Below are 19535 nucleotides of genomic sequence, written 5' to 3' on the forward strand. Positions count from 1 at the left end.
AGGTGAGGATGCGCCACTATCTGCTGCAACGCGCCGGTCTGGGACTGCTGGTACTGTGGGCTGCGTTTACCCTGTCATTCGTGCTGTTACAGGTGCTGCCGGGTGATGCGGTGCTGATCAAGTTTCAGAATCCGGATCTCGGCCTGAGTCCCCAGCAGATCGCTGAGATGCGCCAGGCCTATGGCGCAGACAGCCCGCTGTGGCAACAGTATCTGCATACGCTGGCGGCGATGCTGCATGGCGACTTCGGCTATTCGGTGCAGGCGGGCGTGCCGGTCAATGAACTGCTGACCAGCAACCTGCCCGGCACGCTGCGACTGGCGCTGTGCGGATTCCTGCTGGCAACGCTGCTGGCTTTCGTACTGGCGGCCCTCTCAAGGCTGCCCGCCCTGCGCTTCCTGCGTAATCTGCTGCAGTCCCTGCCCGCGCTGTTTATCTCCGTGCCGACCTTCTGGCTCGGCATCGCCCTGATTCAGCTCTTCTCATTCCAGCTGCGCTGGATCCCGGTCATCAATCCCTCGCCGTGGCAGGGACTGATTCTGCCCATTATCACCGTCGCCGTTCCGATCTCAGCGCCGCTGGCACAGATTCTGCTGCGCAGCATTGATGAGGTTTCCACCCGACCTTTCGTGGCAGTGGCGCGGGCCAAAGGTGCCAGCGAGCACTATGTCCTCTGGCGGCATATCCTGCGTAACGCGATGCTGCCGGTGCTTACCGTAGCGGGACTGCTGCTGGGGGAACTGATTGCCGGCGCGCTGATTACCGAAACGGTCTTTGGCCTGGGGGGGCTGGGTCAGCTGACGCAGCAGGCGGTGAACAATCAGGATGTGGCGGTGTTGCAGGCGGTAGTGATGATCTCCGCGCTGGGTTTTGTGGTGATCAACCTGCTGGTGGATCTGCTGATGCCGCTGTTTGACCCGCGCTTACAGCTCTTAAGAGGTGCAACATGAGTCTGGTTGATTACGCGGCCGCCCGGCAATCCGTCTCGTCTAAGCGTTACCGCTTCGCGCCGGGCCTGTGGCTCGCTGTATTCGTGATGGTGCTGGCCGTGCTGGCGGCCCTTTTTCCGGCCCTTTTTACCCAGGCTAACCCGCTGGAAGGCATCGCGGGCGCACAGCGACTGGCGCCGCAGGCCGGACACTGGCTCGGCACCGATCAACTGGGCCGCGATCTCTTTTCCCGCATTGTTTACGGCGCGTCACATTCCCTCTCTGCCGCCGTCATATCAGTGGCAATCGGTCTGCTGGCCGGAACCGCGCTAGGCGTCCTGGCGGGAGCCACGGGCGGAAAAACTGAATCGATAGTGATGCGCGCTGTGGATGTATTACTGGCGATCCCCTCACTGCTGCTCTCCCTGAGCGTACTGATTCTGCTCGGCTTCGGCACCCTGAATGCCGCGCTCGCAGTGGGCATCGCCTCCATTGCCAGCTTCGCCCGGTTGGCACGGGCCGAAGTGGTGCGCATCCGCCACAGCGAGTATGTCGAAGCCGCTTACGGCAGCGGCGGCCGGTTTTTCAGCGTGCTGTGGCGTCACATTCTGCCCAATGCACTGACGCCAGTGATCGCCTATGCCGCCCTGCAGTTTGGTCAGGCTATTCTGGCGCTGTCGACCCTGAGTTTTCTCGGCTACGGCACGCCGCCGCCGATTCCGGAATGGGGTCTGTTAATCGCTGAAGGCCGTAATTATCTGGCTACCGCCTGGTGGCTGACCACATTTCCTGGTGTGGTGGTAGTGGCTGTCGTGCTCGCTGCGAACCGCATCAGTCAGCAACTTTCAGGAGGACGCCGATGAGCGCTCAGCCGTTACTCGCCGTCAACAACCTGACGTTAAGCTATCGCCGCGGCAACCAGTGGCAGCCGGTGGTGAATAACGTCAGCTTCGAACTGCACGCCGGTGAGATGGTGGCACTGGTCGGCGAATCCGGTTCCGGCAAAACCACCACGGCACAGGCCATTATGGGCCTGATGGCAGAAAACGGCCGCCGCGAAGCGGGCGAAATCCGGCTCAACGGCGTTGATATCAGCCAGTGGTCGCAGAAGCGCGTCGACTCGCTGCGCGGTGCGCGCATCAGCCTGGTGCCGCAGGATCCCGGCAACTCACTGAATCCGGTTAAAACTGTCGGCGAACAGGTGGAGGAGATCCTGCGCCTGCATCTGCGATTACCGGCAGCACAGCGCAAGCAAAGGGTCATTGATCTGCTGACCCGCGTCGGTCTCAGCCACCCGGAACAGCGGGTCAGGCAGTTTCCACATCAGCTCTCAGGCGGCATGAAGCAGCGTGTTTTGATCGCTATCGCCCTCGCCCTGCAGCCGGAGATCATTATTGCGGATGAGCCGACCAGCGCACTGGATGTCACGGTGCAGAAGCGCATTCTCGATCTGCTGGATGACCTGCGGCAGGAGTCTAATACCGCCGTGCTGTTTGTCACCCATGACCTGGCGCTGGCAGCACAGCGTGCAGACCGCATCATTGTTTTTCGCCACGGTGAAATTCAGGAAGCGGGACGCACCGCCCAGGTCATCAGCGCGCCATCACATCCCTACACCCGTCAGTTACTGAACGATGCTGCGCCAGAGCGACCGGCCCGCGTAAAACCTGCGGCCGCCCGTTTTTCTGCTCCGGCAATTCGGGCAACCGGCGTGATGAAAAGCTTTTCGCTGGGTAAACAGCAGCGGCTACAGGCGCTGAATAACGTCAGTTTTCAGGTGGCACGTGGCACCACGCATGCGCTGGTCGGCGAATCCGGATCCGGAAAAACGACGCTGGCACGTATCATTCTGGGCTTTGAAACCGTCGATAGAGGCGCAGTGACGCTGAACGGCATTGTAGTCAATGGATTGCGCGGCGAGGCAATGCGTCAGCTGCGCCGTAAGATCCAGTTTGTCTATCAGAACCCGTTTTCCTCGCTCGATCCCCGTCAGACGGTCTATGCGATTATCGAAGAACCTCTGCGTAACTTTGACCGGCTGAACCGCAGCCAGCGCCGCGAACGGGTGGAAGCGATCACCTCGCGGGTGGCACTGCCGCTCTCTCTGCTGTCACGTCAGCCGCATGAACTTTCGGGCGGTCAGCGGCAGCGTGTCGCCCTGGCGCGAGCGCTGATCTGTGAGCCTGAAATCCTGGTGCTGGACGAGGCGACGTCGGCGCTGGATGTCACGGTGCAGGCACAAATCCTCAACCTGTTGCAGCAGCTTCAGGCCGAACTGGGGCTGACTTATCTCTTTATTACGCACGATCTGGCGACGGTGCGACAGATTGCCGACAGCATCACCGTATTAAAAGCGGGCGAAGCGGTAGAGCAAGGTGACGTTGTCACGATATTCAGCGCACCTCAGCATCCCTACACGCGCGAATTGATCGGTGCGATTCCTCCGCTCATTCCGTTAACTCATAAGGAGTCAGCATGAGCCGACGTCTCGGATTTTTTACCCGACTGCTGGATAACGTCCCGGCTAAACAGCGCTATCAGTTGGCCACTGAGCAGATTCAGCATGCCGAGCACTGTGGCTTTGATACGGCATGGATTGCTCAACATCACTTTCATGAGGATGAGGGCGGACTGCCTTCGCCACTGGTTTTTCTGGCGCACGCCGCCGCCCATACCCGCACCATACGGCTCGGCACTGCCATCATCACGCTACCGATGGAAAATGCACTACGGGTCGCAGAAGATGCCGCAGTACTGGATTTGCTGTCGGACGGACGGCTGGAGATCGGGCTGGGTTCGGGCGGCACGCCGGACTCGTTTTTACCCTTTGGGCTGACGTCTGGCGAACGCGGCGCGGCATTTGCAGAGAATCTGCATACGCTGCTTAGTGCCTGGCGCGGTGATTCGCTGGGTCATCCTGATAATCATCTTTATCCTGCCGCGCCGCAACTCGCCGGACGCGTGTGGATCGCCACCTTTTCGGTTGAGGGCGCAATCCGTGCCGGCCAGGGCGGACACGGTCTGATGCTGTCGCGCACCCAGCCACGACCAGCAGGCCAGGCCGGACTTCCGCTCGATGCGCTGCAGAATCCGCTGATTGATGCCTATCTCGCGGCACTTCCGGCGGGAATTGAGCCGCGTATTCTTGCCTCCCGCACTGCATTTGTCGCGGATTCAGACCACTACGCGCGTCAGATCGCTGAACCGGGCATTCGCAAACAGGCTGCTCAGTACCGTGGCGAAATATGCGGGGAAAGCTTTGATGACCTGCTGGCACAGTTTGATGCCCATGTTGGCGGCATCGATCAGGTCGCGCGCTCGCTGGTGCAGGACAGCGTGCTGCCTCGCGTCACCGACATCTCATTCCAGGTGCATTCAGCAGAGCCTTCGCATGCCGATACGCTGCGCTCGATTGAGCTGATTGCCGGACATATTGCGCCCGCACTTCGTGCTGCTGGCGAACCAGACAGGAGAATTTCATGAGTCAACCTGACGATTTGATTGCCACACTGGCCGATATCGACCCCGATTCCGGACTGGCCCACGCGCGCCAGACACGCCACGCCGCGACGCGCCATGCCCAGGGCAGCTACGAGGTGCTGTTCAGCCAAGGCGATGACGATTTTCCGTTAACCGAGCGGCGCCTTCTGGCGGCAAAGGTCGCAGACTGGCATGGACAGCCTGGTCTGCAGGCGCACTATCAGCCGCAGCAGCCCGTGCCCGATAGTGATCGGATTAGTGCCGCGCTGAATTTCGCGCATCGCCTCACCTTCGAGCCGGTTGCCGCCACACCTGCCGATCTGGAGGCGCTGAAGCAGGCGGGCTGGAGTCCGCGTGGCATTGTCACGCTGGCGCAACTGGTGGCGTTCGTCAGTTTTCAGAGCCGTTTAATCACAGGCCTGCGCAGCCTGCAGGGCCATGAAGCAGCGGTTGAAGCTGCACCGGTCGTCGCCGGTCACTGGCATGAGGCACTGCAGACCGCCAGCGGCAAAACGGCGCTGACCGCGTTTACGCAGCAGGAACTCGGCTGGGAGCCGTGGCTGCCCGCCAGACCGCTGGCTGAGTTCAGTGAGGAGGAGCAGGCGATACTGGCAAAATTTGGTCACACCGATTCCGACTATTTCCGTCTGCTGGGGCGTAACCTGCCGCTGCTGGAGCAGCGTACCCTGACCGACAAAGGCATTTTCTACACCGCTGGCGGGCTGCCGCGCGCCGAGCGTGAGCTGGCCGCCACGGTGGTCAGTAAGGTCAACGGCTGTATTTATTGCGCCTCGGTTCATGCGCGTAAAGCCAGCCAGCTTTCAAAGCAGGATGACGCAATACAGAAGCTGCTGAATGTCGCGCCCGGCGCAGTGTTATCCCACGGACACACTGCCCGCTGGCAGGCGATCATTGCCTTTTCGGCAGCGCTGTCGCTGACCCCTGCGCAACCTACGCAGTCGCAGATCGCTGCACTGCGTGAGCAGGGTCTGGATACGCTCGACCTGCTCGACCTGATTCAGTCCACCGCCTTCTTTGCCTGGGCCAATCGCCTGATGCTGACGCTGGGCGAGCCTTTTCTGCCGGAAAAACAGGGATAAACATGACATTGCCTTTAACTGAACAACTGGTGCAGTGGCGTCGCGAACTGCATCAGCATCCGGAACTTTCAAACCATGAATTTGCCACAACTGAGCGTATTGCCGGCTGGCTTGAACAGGCGGGTATCCGGCTGTTGCCGCTGGGACTGAAAACTGGCGTGGTGGCAGAAATTGGTCACGGTGAATCACTGATTGCCCTGCGCGCGGATATTGATGCGTTGCCGATTGATGAAATCACCGATCGCCCGTGGCGATCTCAGGCGCCGGGCGTCATGCACGCCTGCGGTCATGACCTTCACAGCGCGGTGATGCTGGGCGTTGCCCTGCAGCTTAAACAGCAGGAAGCCTCGCTGACAGGCCGTGTACGGATTCTGTTTCAGCCCGCCGAAGAGACGTTTGATGGCGCACGTCAGCTGATTGATGCCGGTGCGCTGGAAGGCGTACAGGCAATATTTGGCCTGCACAATGCGCCCGACCTGCCGCTCGGTACACTGCGTAGTCGGGCGGGCGCGTTTTATGCCAACGTCGATCGCTTTGTGATCCGCGTTGAAGGTAAAGGCGCGCATGCGGCACGACCGCAGGAGGGCATCGATTCGATTGTGATTGCCAGCCATATTGTGACCGCTTTACAGACGCTGCCGAGCCGGGTTTTCAGCTCGCTAGAGACGGTGGTGCTGAGCGTGACGCGCTTTACCGCCGGAAATACCTGGAACGTGTTGCCGCAAAGCGTTGAGCTGGAAGGCACCGTGCGCACCCACAATGGTGAGATCCGGGCGCAGATCCCACACCGCATCCGCTCGCTGATTCAGGGCATCGCCGCCGGATTTGGCGCGACCGCGGAGCTGGCGTGGACCGAGGGGCCACCTGCCCTGATTAACACCCCAGGCTGGGTGGATTTGGCACTGGAAATCGCACAGCAGAGCGGTTATCTCGCGGAGCATGCTGAGTCACCGCAGATGGGCGGAGAAGATTTTGCCTTCTATCTGCAACAGGTGCCGGGCGCTTTTGTCAGTATCGGTAGCGCCAGCGAATTTGGCCTGCATCACGCCGCCTTCGATCCGGATGAAGCACTGATCGGCCCGGCAGTAGAATACTTCACGCAGCTGGTCCCGCGCGCGTTGCAGATTGTGGCGGCGCAATGACCAGGAAAAGGAGTGCAGCGATGTCCGTTCCGGTTCCGCAACCGATTCTGGATCACGCGGTGATTAACGTTGCCGACCAGCTCGACAGCGCCAGTGCGCGCTTCCGGCGGCTTGGCTTTCAGCTCACAGAACGCGGTCATCATTCGCTGGGTTCGAGCAATCATCTGGCCATCTTTGGCGAAAATTATCTTGAACTACTTGGTTATGAATCCGGTAAAGGCAGCCAGCGCGCCGATCTCTGGCAGTCGCCATTAGGATTGAGTGGCCTGGTATGGAAAAGCAGTGACGCCGACCGTGAGTTTCAGCATCTGGAACGTCAGGATCTGGATGGTGATCCACCCGCCTCTTTTCATCGCCCGGTCGATCTGCCCGACGGTACGGTAACTGAGGCGCGCTTTCGTACCGTGCGACTGCGCCCTTCGCTGATACCCAATGGCCGCAGCTTTTTTTGCCAGCATCTGACGCCTGAAGCGGTATGGCAGCCTGCCTGGCAACGCCATCCCAATGGCGTGCGGAACATCAGTGAATTTGTCATTGTGGCGCAGGACCCGGCGCACTCGGCTCAGGTCTATAGTCGTCTCTTTGGTGCCGCAACAGTGCTTGCCTGCCCTGAAGGCGCCTTTGTCCTGCGCGCCGGTGCCGCCACAGTTCGGTTTGCATCAGCAGAGTATGCGCAACGTCGCTTTGGTCCGCTGCCCGAAGACTATGATGGTAGCGCCCGCATGGTCGCGCTGGGCTTTGAGACCGGCGATCTCGCGCAGGTCAGAATCGCATTGCAGGCAGGTGATATTGCGTTTCAGGAGCACCCTGAGGCGATTGTCGTGGAGTCAGGTGAAGGATTTAATCTGGCCCTGCGTTTTACGTGAAGCACGGGCCTGCGTTGTGATGAAAAACGCCTCGGCTGAGGCGTTTTTTTATCAATCGGAGTGATACGTCATAATCACTTTTGGCGTTCGGTCGGCGTTTGGCGTCGTCTTAAATCAAAAAAACAACGATGGTGACAGGCCAAATCGCGCGCACAACGCCCGTATGTGTGACACGGTCAACTGACGATCGCCGCTGAGGATTCGGCTGACCAGCGACTTTTTGCCAATTTCATTTTCGAAGTCACTCAGGCTGAGGTTGTGCTGCTCGATCAATACCCTCAGAACGCCAGGTCCGGTGCTGATTTCACGCTGGCGGCTATTGAAGTCGGCCATCGCAGGATCATTATCTTCATAATGAGCAATGCGGGCACAAAGCAAATCTACCAGCGGATTATCCGGCTCATGTTCAATAAGGTATTCGACCAGTTCCAGTGCTTCTTGATAATCATGTCGCTGGTTGCTGCCGGCCAGCAGCGGCACCGCTTCTGCCAGCTGGTTTGACAGCCTGATAGCTTCAGTATTCATTCGGTTACCTCCCGATATTTCTTAACAAGCTTGTCGTACTCAGCGTGCGTGCAGATATGTTTGATGAAGATTTTGCTGCGCTCAAAATCCGCGAAGAATATCACGCGCAAATGGTTGCCACTGACGTCAATGACCCACCATTTAGCGCGATACTTCATACGATCAAGGCTTGCATAAAGCGCCCTGAGATCGTCAGGACCACTGAAATTGCCCTGTCTGAGGTGACGGTAAAGCAGATCCAGTGCTGCCGCTGCATTGGGATATTTTCTGGCCGCCTCGTCAAACGGCACGCATGAAATAACATGCATTCCATTGGCTCCTGACTGTTTCCATTATGGAAACCATCTTCTCAAGACGGCTGAGCGTTGACAAGCCAGAAACGCAGAAACCTGCTGGTTCCCGAGTACTTAATGCGCCTTAAGCTGATGTAAAAATCTGGCAGAAGCTTCACCAATATGAGAATGGATGAAGGGTTACTGATAAGAATCATCGAAATGCACAGGCAACATTGCAGTTTTCTGTCGGACGATAATCCTGCCTGTGCTCTGAAATCTTTTCTGGAAAAATTGTGCCAACAGAGGCGAGAGATAGCTGGCTGGATAAAAAAACGCCTCAACCGAGGCGTTTTTCACAGGCTTACCCGCAGATAAATCAGAAGGTATAGCTGGCGGTTACCGCGAAGTTGCGTGGCTGGCCGTAGACAACGGAGCTGGCCACGTTGGTGTCATACTCTTTGTCGAACAGGTTATTCAGGTTGCCCTGCAGCGACAGATTTTTGTTCACCTGATAGCGGGCAAACAGATCAACCAGTGCATAGCTGCCCTGTCGGGCGCGCCATGTGCCGTTGCCTTCCGGTCCACCGACGTCGTTCCAGATATGTGTCTGCCAGTTCACGCCGCCGCCCAGCGTAAGCTGCTGCAGGGTCGGCAGGCGATAGCTGCTGAACAGGTTAAAACTGGTCTGCGGTAACTGTGGATTAAAGGTACTGCCGTCCCGGTTTTCCGCTATGTAGCGCGTGCCGCCAAAGGTCATCTGCCAGTTGTCGGTCAATGCGCCATTGACCTCAAACTCGACGCCACGACTCACTACGCCTTTACGGCCAATGTAGGCCACATCACCTGAACCCTGAATGGTCTGGGTGGTCGCCTCGCCAGCGTTATCCAGTTCGGTGCGGAATACAGAAACAGAGGCAGTCAGGCGACTGTCCATCCAGTCAGATTTCAGCCCGGCTTCGTAGTTTTTCCCAATAACCGGCGACAGATAAGCGCCACTGGCATCACGATAATCCTGAGGCTGGAACACCGAGGTATAGCTGGCATAAGCAGACCAGTTTTCAGCAAAGTCATAAATCAGCCCGCCATACGGGGTGATGTTATTTTCTTCCGCTTCCCCGCCTGGCGTTTCACGATTCCAGTTGGTGTAGCGTGCGCCGAGGATCAGGTGCAGCGGATCGGCAAGCGACAGTCGGGTCGCCATGTACGTCGACTTCTGGCGAACCAGCTGGGTATCACTGGCGGGCAGACGTGGCGTCCAGTCAGATTCCGGGTACTGGCCATTGAAATCGTTGAAGTTGCCCAGCGACTCAGAGGAAATATTCTCAAAGGTGCTGAAGTACTTGTTATCCTGGCGGGTATAATTGACGCCCACCATCAGCTCGTGCTGACGGCCCAGCAGTTCATACGGGCCGCTGGCAAAGGCATCGACGGCATCTACTTTGCGCTTCCCGGTGTTATAACCGGTTCCGCCCACCACAGGATAATTGGCATAGGAAGAGACGCCCGCACCCGTGCTGCGATCAAAATAGCCATCAAGATAGATCTGCTTACTGTCCAGACGCATATCGGTGTGCGTGCCGTTTAACGTCAGGTTCCAGCCGTTGTCGAAGTCCTGCTTCAGGTTCACAAAGACTTTACGGTTCTCTTTATCGTTGTAGGCCCAGTCTGGCGCCGTGTTATAGCCGCGTCGGGTATGTATCTGCGTGCCGTCGGTGTACCAGCGCGGTGCGCCGCCCCACATTGTGGAGTCTGTATTGACCTGGCTGAACTCATAACCCACCGACAGCGTGGCAGAATCGGTGAGATCGGCGTCAATCACGCCATAGAAAAACTGTTTTTTAGCACCGTAGCGCTCAATGAAACTGTTGTTGTCCTGCCAGCCGGCGACCATGCGGCCACGAACATTGCCGGACTCACTGAGTGGCGTGGAAAGATCGGCCACGTAGCGCTGTTTGTTCCAGCTGCCGTAACTGGCGGAAACGGTGCCACCGAACGTTTTGCTGTCCGCGTGCTTGCGCACCATGTTGATGGCAGCAGACGGATTGCCCGGCCCGGTCAACAGCCCGGTCGCCCCGCGTACCACTTCAACGCGCTCATACAGCGCCATATCGGTCTGAGCATCGCCCAGATTCCAGCGCTCCGCAAAGGCGGTAGGAATGCCATCAACCATGTAGTTGTCGATCAAAAAACCACGCGCATAGTAGTTAGTGCGGTCCATATCGCCACTGATACCATGAATGCCGGTGGTGTTGGACAGCACATCATTCAGTGACTGGAGCTGCTGATCGGCCATACGCTGAGTACTGACGATGCTGACGGACTGCGGCACATCACGTACGGTGCCCAGCATTTTGGTGCCAGCACGGGTAACCGGAACGCTGTAATCCGTTTGCGGTGACGTTGTCACGGCATTGTCGGCTGACGCGCTGACCGTTAGCGTCTGACCATCGCTGGCAGCGGGTGTGGACGTTTCTGCGGCCCTGGCGGCGTTATGCGTCAGCGACGAGGCGATGATGGCGGCCAGTAAGGAGAATCGGAATGGGCGTTGCAGCGCAGACGCCCCTGTAGCCCTGGGGTCCTGAAGATCGAAAGCGTTCATTAATTCCTCAATTATCTTTATGTTTTTATGCTGCCACTGTCACGACCTTGCATCCTGCGGGCATCGCTGCCCTGCTTTGGGTTTGAGGAACCAGAAACCCTTTCCGTGAGCGCCTGTGCGCGGGTGTGATGAACTTTCAAAGCAAATGAGAAATATACGCATTGCGATTATCATTGCAAGATTTTGTTAACAAATAATGCGATTTTTTTCAGGATATCGTCTGCACGTTAAGCTTTTTCAAAGCCTGCTATTAAGGAGAGAGTCTTAAAATAGCCGATGGATAAACAAACGATCTGAGCAGCAGAAATGCCACATCGCTTTTATTAATTATAAAATCCTGCATCAACCGCTCATTGACCTTAAGTTGCCACTCTTTGTGCGACAATACTCGTCTTAAAGCTTTTATTTCCTTATTTAACACCAGACTTAACAGGTATTCGCACATGCGCAAAACTTCAACTCTTAAAGCGCTGATGATGACAACCACCGTTCTCACTGCTTTTACAGCTCACTCCGCCACACTGGTTCAGAATGTCAGCGCAGGCTGGGAAAGCTTAAGTGATAAGGTTGCCACAACATGGCAGCAGCCAGAGGGAATCGACTTTTATCTGCCTGCGATTACGTGGCACAACCGTGCCACGTACGATCGGGAACACATCAATAAATATAATGAAAGGCCCTGGGGCGCAGGCGGGGGGATTTCCCGCTACGATGAAAAAGGCAACTGGAACGGCATCTATTTAATGGCGTTCAAAGACTCCTTCAATAAATGGGAGCCCTTTGGAGGTTATGGCTGGGTAGCCACATGGCGTCCGCTGGCTGACCAGAATTTTCACTGGGGTGCAGGTTACACGGCAGGCGTTACCGCCCGGCATAACTGGGACTATATACCGGTGCCTGCGTTGCTGCCGCTGGCCTCAATCGGCTATGGCGATCTCGATTTCCAGATGACCTACATACCGGGTACGCATAATAACGGTAACGTCTATTTTGCCTGGCTGCGCTACCACTTCTGATCGTGAAAACCGCAGCCTTAGCGTGACATCGCCATGATGGAGAGATTGCTCAAAGTGAGGGTCTCGCCATCATAGCGATGTCGCAGCAGATGATAACTTTCGCATTCAATAATCTGCTTAACCGCATCTGAAAAGGTATTCATTGCGCTACGCATCTGGCTCAGATAGTCATGGGTGTCATAGACCCGATCAATCCCCTCCAGCGCATGGTTCATGATTTTGCGGGCGACATCATTAGGCGTGTCGAGGGCTGAAAGTTTTGATCGGGCGGTTCGGCGCAGATCGCGTGGGGTAAACGGCTCCAGTCCCAGCCCACGCGGAGCGCGGATCATCCGGCGCAGCGCCTGATTCAGCGCACCTTTTGACAGCGGCTGTTGGGGATCGCGTGGTGCGGGCACCAGCCAGGGCGAATCCGGATCGGCAGCATTAAGTAACGCTTCGATGCACAGCCGCATCAGCGGTGAAATCGGCAACACATGCTCGCGCTGTGATTTATTACGGGTGCCCTGCATCCACAATCCTAACTGCAGATCGAATTCCCCTTTCTGCGCCTGCACAATCTCATCCGGCCGTCGGGCGCTGACCAGACATAAGCGCAGCGCCCAGCGTGCCTGTTCCGATAATGCCCAGTTATCCAGACCGTGCCAGAAAACCCAGATTTCCGCATCGGTGAGTTGCCGATTGCGCGGTGGCGTAGCGCGGCCTGCGACATCCCGTTTTTTCATCGAGGCAATAGGCGAATGATCGAGATAGCCCTGCATCTCGGCCCAGGCGAGAAATTGTTTGGTCAGCGCGAACACCCGACGCGCCTCCTCCTTTTTACCGTCGGCAATCAGGATGTTGTAAAGCCGGTTAAGGCGCAAACGGTTCAGCGTTTTGAGCGGCTGCGATCCGATGTTGGGCAGAACATGTTTCAGCAGAGACGAAATGGCGATCTCAGGACGCCGCCGGCTGATCAACAGTGACAGTTTTACCCAGACCTTCATCACCTGCTCTACCGTGCCTTCATCGCCAAAATTATCCAGTTCGCTCAGCGAAGCCGCTTTAACCTGCTCCAGCCAGATAAGGACATGACGGCCAACATGTGCTGAACGCGCTGTGGTTATTGTCGAATCTGTTATCACATTATTACCTGTTGCCCGTTTAAAAGCCGCCATTCTACCCATCGTTAAGTTATGACTCCAGACCTAATAAGTCTGGAGTCACAATGACGTATTCTGAGGCATTCTGAGAAACTTTTCGGGTCATGACAAAGAAGCATTTTTATGCGCTGTTTTGCTCATCTGCGTGATCAGACTGATGAATAAAAAGCCCACTGTCAGGGGATGTAAAAAATGCCTTAACGAGATATACAATGATAACTATTATCATTACCATACGCATTTGTTTACAGACCTTAATAATTCAGGGAGATTTTCTAAGTGAATGTAACCATGCGTGTCCATAAGCGCCCTGCCGCTCTGCTGCTGGCAGGTTTGTTAAGTACTTCTGCTAACGGCGCTACTCAGGAGGAGACAGAAAGGCTGGCTGATGATGAAACAATGCTGGTCACCGCGGAGCAGGAATTAAAACAGCAGCCCGGTGTTTCAGTGATTACCTCACAGGACATTGAAAAGAATCCGCCGGTCAACGACCTCTCCGACATCATCCGTAAAATGCCGGGCGTCAATCTTACCGGTAACAGCGCCAATGGTGTGCGCGGTAACAATCGTCAAATCGATATTCGCGGTATGGGACCGGAAAACACGTTGATTCTGATCGACGGTGTGCCAACAACCTCTCGCAATTCGGTGCGTTACAGCTGGCGCGGCGAGCGTGATTCCCGTGGCGACTCCAACTGGGTACCGCCGGAAATGGTTGAACGGATTGAAGTTATTCGTGGACCAGCGGCAGCCCGTTACGGTTCAGGCGCTGCTGGGGGTGTGGTTAACATCATTACCAAACGTCCGACAAATGACTGGAGCGGATCGCTGTCGCTCTACACCAACCAGCCGGAAGATGATAAAGAAGGGGCAACCCGACGCGCCAACTTTAACCTGAGTGGCCCGCTGGCGGGTGATGCACTGACTATGCGGCTTTATGGCAACATCAATAAAACCGACAGCGATGCTTTCGATATCAATCAGTCGCATAACGGCTCCGGCGCGGCCGGTCGTGAAGGCGTTCGCAATAAAGACATCAATAGCGTGTTGTCCTGGAAGATTACGCCATTGCAGGTGCTGGATTTCAGCTATGGCTACAGTCGTCAGGGCAATATTTACGCCGGGGATACCCAGTACAGTAACGGAGCCGGTAATAAGCTTATCGAATCTCTCGACGGCTCGGAAACTAATCGTCTTTACCGTCAGACCTGGGGCCTCTCGCACAATGGCATCTGGGACTGGGGACAGTCAAAACTGACTTTTAACTATGAGAAGACCAATAACACCCGTCTGAACGAAGGCACCGCGGGCGCGGGCGAAGGCCGAATCAACAGCAGTACGTTTTCGACCAGCCGCTTTGAAAGTTACCGGGCAGGAGGTGAAGTCAGCTTCCCGCTGGAACTGCTGCGTGAACAGACCGTTACGCTGGGCGCCGAGTGGAACCGTGATGAGCTGAACGATCCCAACTCCATGAATGGCACCAGTGCGCCAGGCGTTTCGATTGACGGTATCAGTGGTGATGCGGGCAGCCGCAACAGTAAAAACAGTGCGACGCTGAGTTCGCTCTATTTCGAAGATAATATCGCCGCGACCGACAGTACTGAGGTGATCCCGGGTCTGCGCTTTGATTATCACGATACCTTTGGGGCTAACTGGAGTCCGTCGCTGAATATTTCTCAGGCGCTGGGAGAAAGTTTTACCCTGAAAGCCGGTATCGCCCGTGCATTTAAAGCCCCTAACCTCTATCAGTCCAGCGAAGGCTATTTACTGGCTACACGAGGTAATGGTTGTCCGGTCAACATTACACGTGGCAGTTGCTATCTGCTGGGCAATCAAAATCTTGATCCTGAAGTCAGCGTCAATAAAGAGCTGGGTATTGAGTTCAGTCAGAGTGGATATGTGGCGGGTCTTACCTGGTTCCGCAATGATTATAAGAACAAGATCGTCGCCGGGACCGATGTGCTGGGTTACGCCTCTAATGGCAACAACATTCTGAAGTGGAGCAACGGCGGCAAAGCGGTGGTTGAAGGTCTGGAAGGTAACGTTACGATACCGCTGGTCCGTGACGAACTTGAGTGGCGGACTAATGCCACTTACATGATCCAGTCAAAGGATAAAAAGACCGGCAATCCGCTGTCGATTATTCCGGAATACACCATCAACGCCATGCTGGACTGGCAGGTGACGCAGGATTTCTCTACCAACCTGAACTGGACAATGTATGGCCGCCAGAAACCAAGGCAGTATGCGGAATCCCGCACAGAAAATGGCTCAATGTCGACTCGTGAAGTCGGGGCTTACTCGGTATTCGGGGTTAATTTCAATTATGACATTACCAAAAATCTGCGGGCCAACGCCGGCATCAATAACCTGCTGGATAAGCAACTCTACCGGGAAGCAGATGGGGCATCGACCTATAACGAACCAGGCCGTGCTTATTATGCGGGTCTGACCATGACGTTTTAATTAACCGAAGCGCTTCCAGCCGGAAGCGCTTTTTTCAGGAAAAACAACCCTCTTCCCTTACTTCGTTCCCAACTACTTAAAATCGACCTGCATCAATTCGGCAATTGTTGAATCACGTGTTGTCAGCACACAGCGATCCAGATACTCGGTGAATCTGGAAGGCTTATTCATGCCAAGCTGCAGCAGTTTGGTGTTATCAAACACCACATTCAGGTTTGAGAAGTGCCCATACAGGTTCATCGCGCGCAGCATGATGCGTTCATTGCAGGGGCCAAACAGATCCTTAAACGTTCTTCTGCTATCTGACAGCTGTTTATAGGACACCTTCTGATAATCCACACCCAGCGCCTTGTTTCCTGACGCTCTGGCCATCGCCTCATCAATTTCTGCAAACGTAACACTGCTGTGTGTTCCGGCAGAAATGTGAATGACTTCATTAATGACGTTATCTGCGTCGAGCAGCAGAACCAGTGCATCCGCGCAGTAATCAACCGGAACCACATCAATACGATCGTCAAGGTCGCAGGTGAATTTACCCAACGCCAGTGCCATTTTGAATACCCAGAAAATGCTGGCTGAAGGCAGGCATCCCTGATCGGAATGACCCACCACAATCGACGGACGGGCAATCACCAGTGGCAGGCCTGGCAATTTCTCTGTCATCAGCTTTTCAATCGAAGCCTTACTCCATGTGTATTCAACGATATGCTGATCCCGACTGGAGTTGAGTCCGCCCTCAGTCACCAGTGAGCCAGGTTCCGGCGCACAGGACATAGCGGTTCCAACGTGGATAAATTTTTTCAAGCCTTCAACCCGGCTCATTCGTTCGGCAAACCGGAACGTGCCTTCAACGTTCACTTTCCAGATGGCAGGATTATTACCAAATGAGGCGACGGCGGCGCAGTTAATGACATGGGTAACGTCATTAAGTCGTGAGTCATGAATAAAATTATCCGTAAATGCCAGGTCACCCAGGATAATATTTTCAGGTGCTATCGAATTGATTACTGACTCCTTTAAGCCAAAATTCTTCAGGTTGGCTGTAAGCCTCTTCAACCCTTCATCAACGGTCTCGCCTCTGACCAGCAGCAGCAGTCGATCCTTAACGCTGTTCTGTAATAAATTTGCGACGACAGCCCCGCCTAAAAAACCTGTAGAACCGGTAATAAGGATTTTTTTCATGATAGTGCCATTTAATCTGGTTGATCAAAGGAAAGCATTAACAGAACGCTTCCCGAACAGGAAAAATTATTGTGGTTACCATATTTATGGTGGTCTTAAAGATAAATTAAGGTTTGACGCCAAATCCTAAACTGACGACTTAAACACTTCTCAGCCTGAGAACCAGACCAGTATAAAGGTAATAACTATCGTCAGGCTCAACAAGACTGAAGATATTTCATTAAACTTGTTCATTTAGATTCTGTTTATATTCCATGATCAGAGTGCCACCTTTAAATATTTACACTCTCTGTTGAACTCACGATCTGATTTGAACAATTTTTGCCATTTGGGATCAAGATTTTTTTAAAATTTTTTTCCTGAACTTATTATTAATTTAAAGAATGAAGTTTGTTGGTAGGTTATTTATGGAGAGTCAGTTCAGACTGTGTGTAGAACATGTGTAGAAGCTAAACAAAAACGATTTATCCTATAAATCCCTGCACTTGTTTATCCCTTGTTTAATGTTCATCAATTACACCCTTGGCCGTTATAAAATATTTCCGGGCAGACTCTCCGGCGCATTCTCGCGTTGCACTTCAGGTGACAGGCATGTTTACAACACACTTAAAACTTAAAAATACCGGCTGGGAAGAGTGCACCCTTTCTGCTTATGCTCAGCTTTACACTGTATTTGGGGGAAGCGTATGCACCCATCCCCGTGTTCTCGCCTATCTTTCTGAGCGTGAAGGCGTCTGTATTCAGTACTATATAAAAAGGCGACATGGACAACCCATTGCTGGGGTATTTTCAATTAATGGCTCTCTGGAATATAAAAAATCAAAGCTTCCCTTTGTTTTTGATGATTTAATCCTCCCGATTAAATCGGGTGAGAAAATTATCCTCCCTTTTAAAACCAAACGGTTATCGCCCCATTCTCAGGGCGTAATTTTTAACAGCATCCGTCACAACCTGTTTAAGAAAAAAATAGCTCACATCAAGTCCGACTTTTCCATGAAAACCGCTAAGAAGCGTACCGGAGAGGTACGGCGATTCAGAAAAGCGGGTGGAACAGTCGAAGATGTCTCCTCTTTTTCCCCTGCTGAATTGTCGGCTATTTATCAGCACCTGTTCGATTTGCGGTGGCAAAACACCCTTACGTGTACTGACACCAGCATCCTGACTGAGACGTTCACTACGTTCAGAGATATGATTTTCGGCAAAGTCTTATTCATCAATGACTCACCCTGCGCTTTTGACCTCAATTATAAAGTTGAATGCCCATCATGGTTTTATTTCGAGGACGTTAATGGCGGAATTGACCCGCAGTTTAAATCGATGGGGGTGGGTTCTGTCTTACTCTGGGAAAACATTCAGCACGCCAGAGCGTTAGCGGCGTCATCGGATAAGAAATTTATTTTTTCTCTGGGGGCTTACAACCCAGGCTGGCATTATAAAAAACAGTGGTGCGATATTATGCCCTCAGGCCGTACGCTATTCTGAAGCGAGATCCTTTTAGGTGATTGCATTGCAAACTGAATTTCATCCCGGCAATGCAATCATCTTTTAAACGTTAAATAATTTAGCGTCTACACACAATCTCAACACACCCTCAACTGAGAATAAACGCGTGTCCGATAACATGGGTTATCACTTTTAGAGACGAGAAATCCATGTTATCCCGCAAACTTTTTTCGCTGCCTTTACTTTTGGTTGCCCTGATTGCCGCGCTGACGGGCTGCGATGAAAAAGCGATTATGGAAACTGAAGCCCCTGCTCCTCAGGTTGCCATTGAGGTGATCCAGCCACAGGTTTTATCGGTCAGCGAGACGCTTCCAGGTCGCGTTAATGCGCTGCACACTGCAGAAATACGGCCGCAGGTCAGCGGTATTATTCAGCGCCGCCTGTTTGAACAGGGCGCAGACATTAAAAAAGGCATGCCACTCTTCCAGATTAACGCGGCGCCTTTTGAAGCGGAAGTTGCCAGTGCTCAGGCCGGTTTACTGCGTGCCAAAGCCGGCAATGACAAAGCCCAGCAGCAGGCTGCGCGTCTGCGACCACTAATGAAAACGGGCGCAGTGAGCCGTCAGAGCTTTGATGAAGCCATTGCGAATGCCCGCCAGACGGCGGCAGATGTCGCGCAGGCCAGCGCTGCGCTCAGGCGCAAAGCGCTTGATCTGAGTTTTGCCACCGTTGAAGCACCGATATCCGGACGTATTGATCAGGCTCTGATTTCCGAAGGGGCGTATGTGACAGCCAGTGATAGCACCCCGCTGGCTCGCATCTACCAGACAGACCCTATTTATGTGGACGTCCACCAGCCCGCTGAGGTTTACCACCAGCTGCGCCAGCAGGCAGTGAGTCAGCAGAATGCCGCTACAGGCGTGCCGGTAAAGATTTTGTTACCCGGTGGCGCTGTCTATCACCAGCCAGGCAGGATCCTGTTCTCCGGCATGAGCGTCGATCCCGCAACGGGTGACGTTATGGTGCGCATTGAAGTGAGTAATCCTGACCGCGAACTCCTGCCCGGCATGTTTGTTCGGGTTGAGATCCTGCGTCAGCACTATGACGATGCGCTGCTGGTTCCCCAGCAGGCTGTATCACTTCAGGAGGGTCACGCTGCGCTTTGGGTAGTTGACGACAGGCAACAGGCCCGTCAGGTCAACGTGCACGTCGGGGAATTAATCCATGGCGCCTATCGCATTGCCGAAGGATTACCTGCCGGCAGCCGTGTTGTTGTCCAGGGCATGGATAAGCTCAGCAACGGCACCCAAGTCGCGGCAGTGATTTCAACTGCCTCCCCTGCAAATCTGACCATGAAGGCCGGAGAGTAA

General features: G+C 54.4%; 16 protein-coding genes. 11 read left to right on the forward strand and 5 right to left on the reverse strand.

What is annotated here, in order from left to right; genetic code table 11:
* Window positions 1-8 precede the first annotated feature (8 nt).
* From ACTJKZ_RS11730 to ACTJKZ_RS11760, 7 genes are read left to right on the forward strand one after another with little or no spacing between them, the layout of a single operon-like run.
* Window positions 9-950 (forward strand): ABC transporter permease, encoded by a 942-nt coding sequence (locus ACTJKZ_RS11730; protein WP_440829615.1) that lies wholly within the window; start codon window positions 9-11, stop codon window positions 948-950.
* Window positions 947-1792 (forward strand): ABC transporter permease, encoded by an 846-nt coding sequence (locus ACTJKZ_RS11735; protein WP_440829616.1) that lies wholly within the window; start codon window positions 947-949, stop codon window positions 1790-1792. The genes ACTJKZ_RS11730 and ACTJKZ_RS11735 overlap by 4 nt, the downstream gene beginning before the upstream one ends.
* Window positions 1789-3408, forward strand: coding sequence for a dipeptide ABC transporter ATP-binding protein (locus ACTJKZ_RS11740; protein ID WP_440829617.1), 1620 nt, complete (start codon window positions 1789-1791; stop codon window positions 3406-3408). Before ACTJKZ_RS11735 ends, ACTJKZ_RS11740 begins: the two co-directional genes overlap by 4 nt.
* Window positions 3405-4412 (forward strand): putative FMN-dependent luciferase-like monooxygenase, encoded by a 1008-nt coding sequence (locus ACTJKZ_RS11745; RefSeq protein WP_440829618.1) that lies wholly within the window; start codon window positions 3405-3407, stop codon window positions 4410-4412. Before ACTJKZ_RS11740 ends, ACTJKZ_RS11745 begins: the two co-directional genes overlap by 4 nt.
* Window positions 4409-5509, forward strand: a complete 1101-nt coding sequence (locus ACTJKZ_RS11750; protein WP_440829619.1) for an alkylhydroperoxidase domain protein — start codon at window positions 4409-4411, stop codon at window positions 5507-5509. The genes ACTJKZ_RS11745 and ACTJKZ_RS11750 overlap by 4 nt, the downstream gene beginning before the upstream one ends.
* 2 nt (window positions 5510-5511) lie before the next feature.
* Window positions 5512-6651: an amidohydrolase gene (locus ACTJKZ_RS11755; protein ID WP_285088630.1), complete on the forward strand. Its 1140-nt coding sequence runs from the start codon at window positions 5512-5514 to the stop codon at window positions 6649-6651.
* A gap of 20 nt (window positions 6652-6671) precedes the next feature.
* On the forward strand, window positions 6672-7517 hold the full coding sequence (locus ACTJKZ_RS11760; protein WP_253418136.1) for a VOC family protein: 846 nt from the start codon (window positions 6672-6674) through the stop codon (window positions 7515-7517).
* A gap of 114 nt (window positions 7518-7631) precedes the next feature.
* Here the strand turns inward: ACTJKZ_RS11760 and ACTJKZ_RS11765 are convergent, their stop codons facing one another.
* The 3 genes from ACTJKZ_RS11765 to fhuE all read right to left on the reverse strand — a co-directional run bounded on the left by ACTJKZ_RS11765 (window position 7632) and on the right by fhuE (window position 10916).
* Window positions 7632-8042 (reverse strand): helix-turn-helix domain-containing protein, encoded by a 411-nt coding sequence (locus ACTJKZ_RS11765; protein WP_161736331.1) that lies wholly within the window; start codon window positions 8040-8042, stop codon window positions 7632-7634.
* The gene (locus tag ACTJKZ_RS11770) at window positions 8039-8350 is read right to left on the reverse strand and encodes a type II toxin-antitoxin system HigB family toxin (RefSeq protein WP_440829620.1); all 312 of its coding nucleotides are present in this window, start codon (window positions 8348-8350) and stop codon (window positions 8039-8041) included. The genes ACTJKZ_RS11765 and ACTJKZ_RS11770 overlap by 4 nt, the downstream gene beginning before the upstream one ends.
* Before the next feature lie 343 nt (window positions 8351-8693).
* Complete coding sequence (gene fhuE / locus ACTJKZ_RS11775) at window positions 8694-10916, reverse strand: ferric-rhodotorulic acid/ferric-coprogen receptor FhuE (protein ID WP_440829621.1); 2223 nt, start codon at window positions 10914-10916, stop codon at window positions 8694-8696.
* Window positions 10917-11359: 443 nt separating this feature from the next.
* Between fhuE and pagP the strand changes: the two genes are divergently transcribed.
* Window positions 11360-11932: a lipid IV(A) palmitoyltransferase PagP gene (gene pagP, locus ACTJKZ_RS11780; protein ID WP_440829622.1), complete on the forward strand. Its 573-nt coding sequence runs from the start codon at window positions 11360-11362 to the stop codon at window positions 11930-11932.
* Window positions 11933-11949: 17 nt separating this feature from the next.
* Here the strand turns inward: pagP and ACTJKZ_RS11785 are convergent, their stop codons facing one another.
* On the reverse strand, window positions 11950-13089 hold the full coding sequence (locus ACTJKZ_RS11785; RefSeq protein ID WP_161736327.1) for a site-specific integrase: 1140 nt from the start codon (window positions 13087-13089) through the stop codon (window positions 11950-11952).
* Between the two features lie 276 nt (window positions 13090-13365).
* Between ACTJKZ_RS11785 and ACTJKZ_RS11790 the strand changes: the two genes are divergently transcribed.
* Window positions 13366-15540, forward strand: coding sequence for a TonB-dependent siderophore receptor (locus ACTJKZ_RS11790; protein WP_202605063.1), 2175 nt, complete (start codon window positions 13366-13368; stop codon window positions 15538-15540).
* 72 nt (window positions 15541-15612) lie between these two features.
* Here ACTJKZ_RS11790 and ACTJKZ_RS11795 read toward each other — a convergent pair whose 3' ends face one another.
* Window positions 15613-16722, reverse strand: a complete 1110-nt coding sequence (locus tag ACTJKZ_RS11795; RefSeq protein WP_285088622.1) for an SDR family oxidoreductase — start codon at window positions 16720-16722, stop codon at window positions 15613-15615.
* A 591-nt stretch (window positions 16723-17313) separates the two neighbouring features.
* On the opposite strand from ACTJKZ_RS11795, the gene ACTJKZ_RS11800 reads away from it, so the two are divergent.
* Together ACTJKZ_RS11800 and ACTJKZ_RS11805 are read left to right on the forward strand one after the other, a co-directional pair.
* Window positions 17314-18204 carry a transcriptional regulator gene (locus tag ACTJKZ_RS11800; RefSeq protein ID WP_161736973.1) on the forward strand — a complete coding sequence of 297 codons (891 nt, stop codon included), beginning with the start codon at window positions 17314-17316 and terminating at the stop codon, window positions 18202-18204.
* 170 nt (window positions 18205-18374) lie between these two features.
* The gene (locus tag ACTJKZ_RS11805) at window positions 18375-19535 is read left to right on the forward strand and encodes an efflux RND transporter periplasmic adaptor subunit (protein WP_161736972.1); all 1161 of its coding nucleotides are present in this window, start codon (window positions 18375-18377) and stop codon (window positions 19533-19535) included.

Origin of the sequence: Pantoea sp. 22096, from assembly GCF_052045955.1 — a bacterium.
Taxonomy (GTDB): domain Bacteria; phylum Pseudomonadota; class Gammaproteobacteria; order Enterobacterales; family Enterobacteriaceae; genus Pantoea; species Pantoea alfalfae.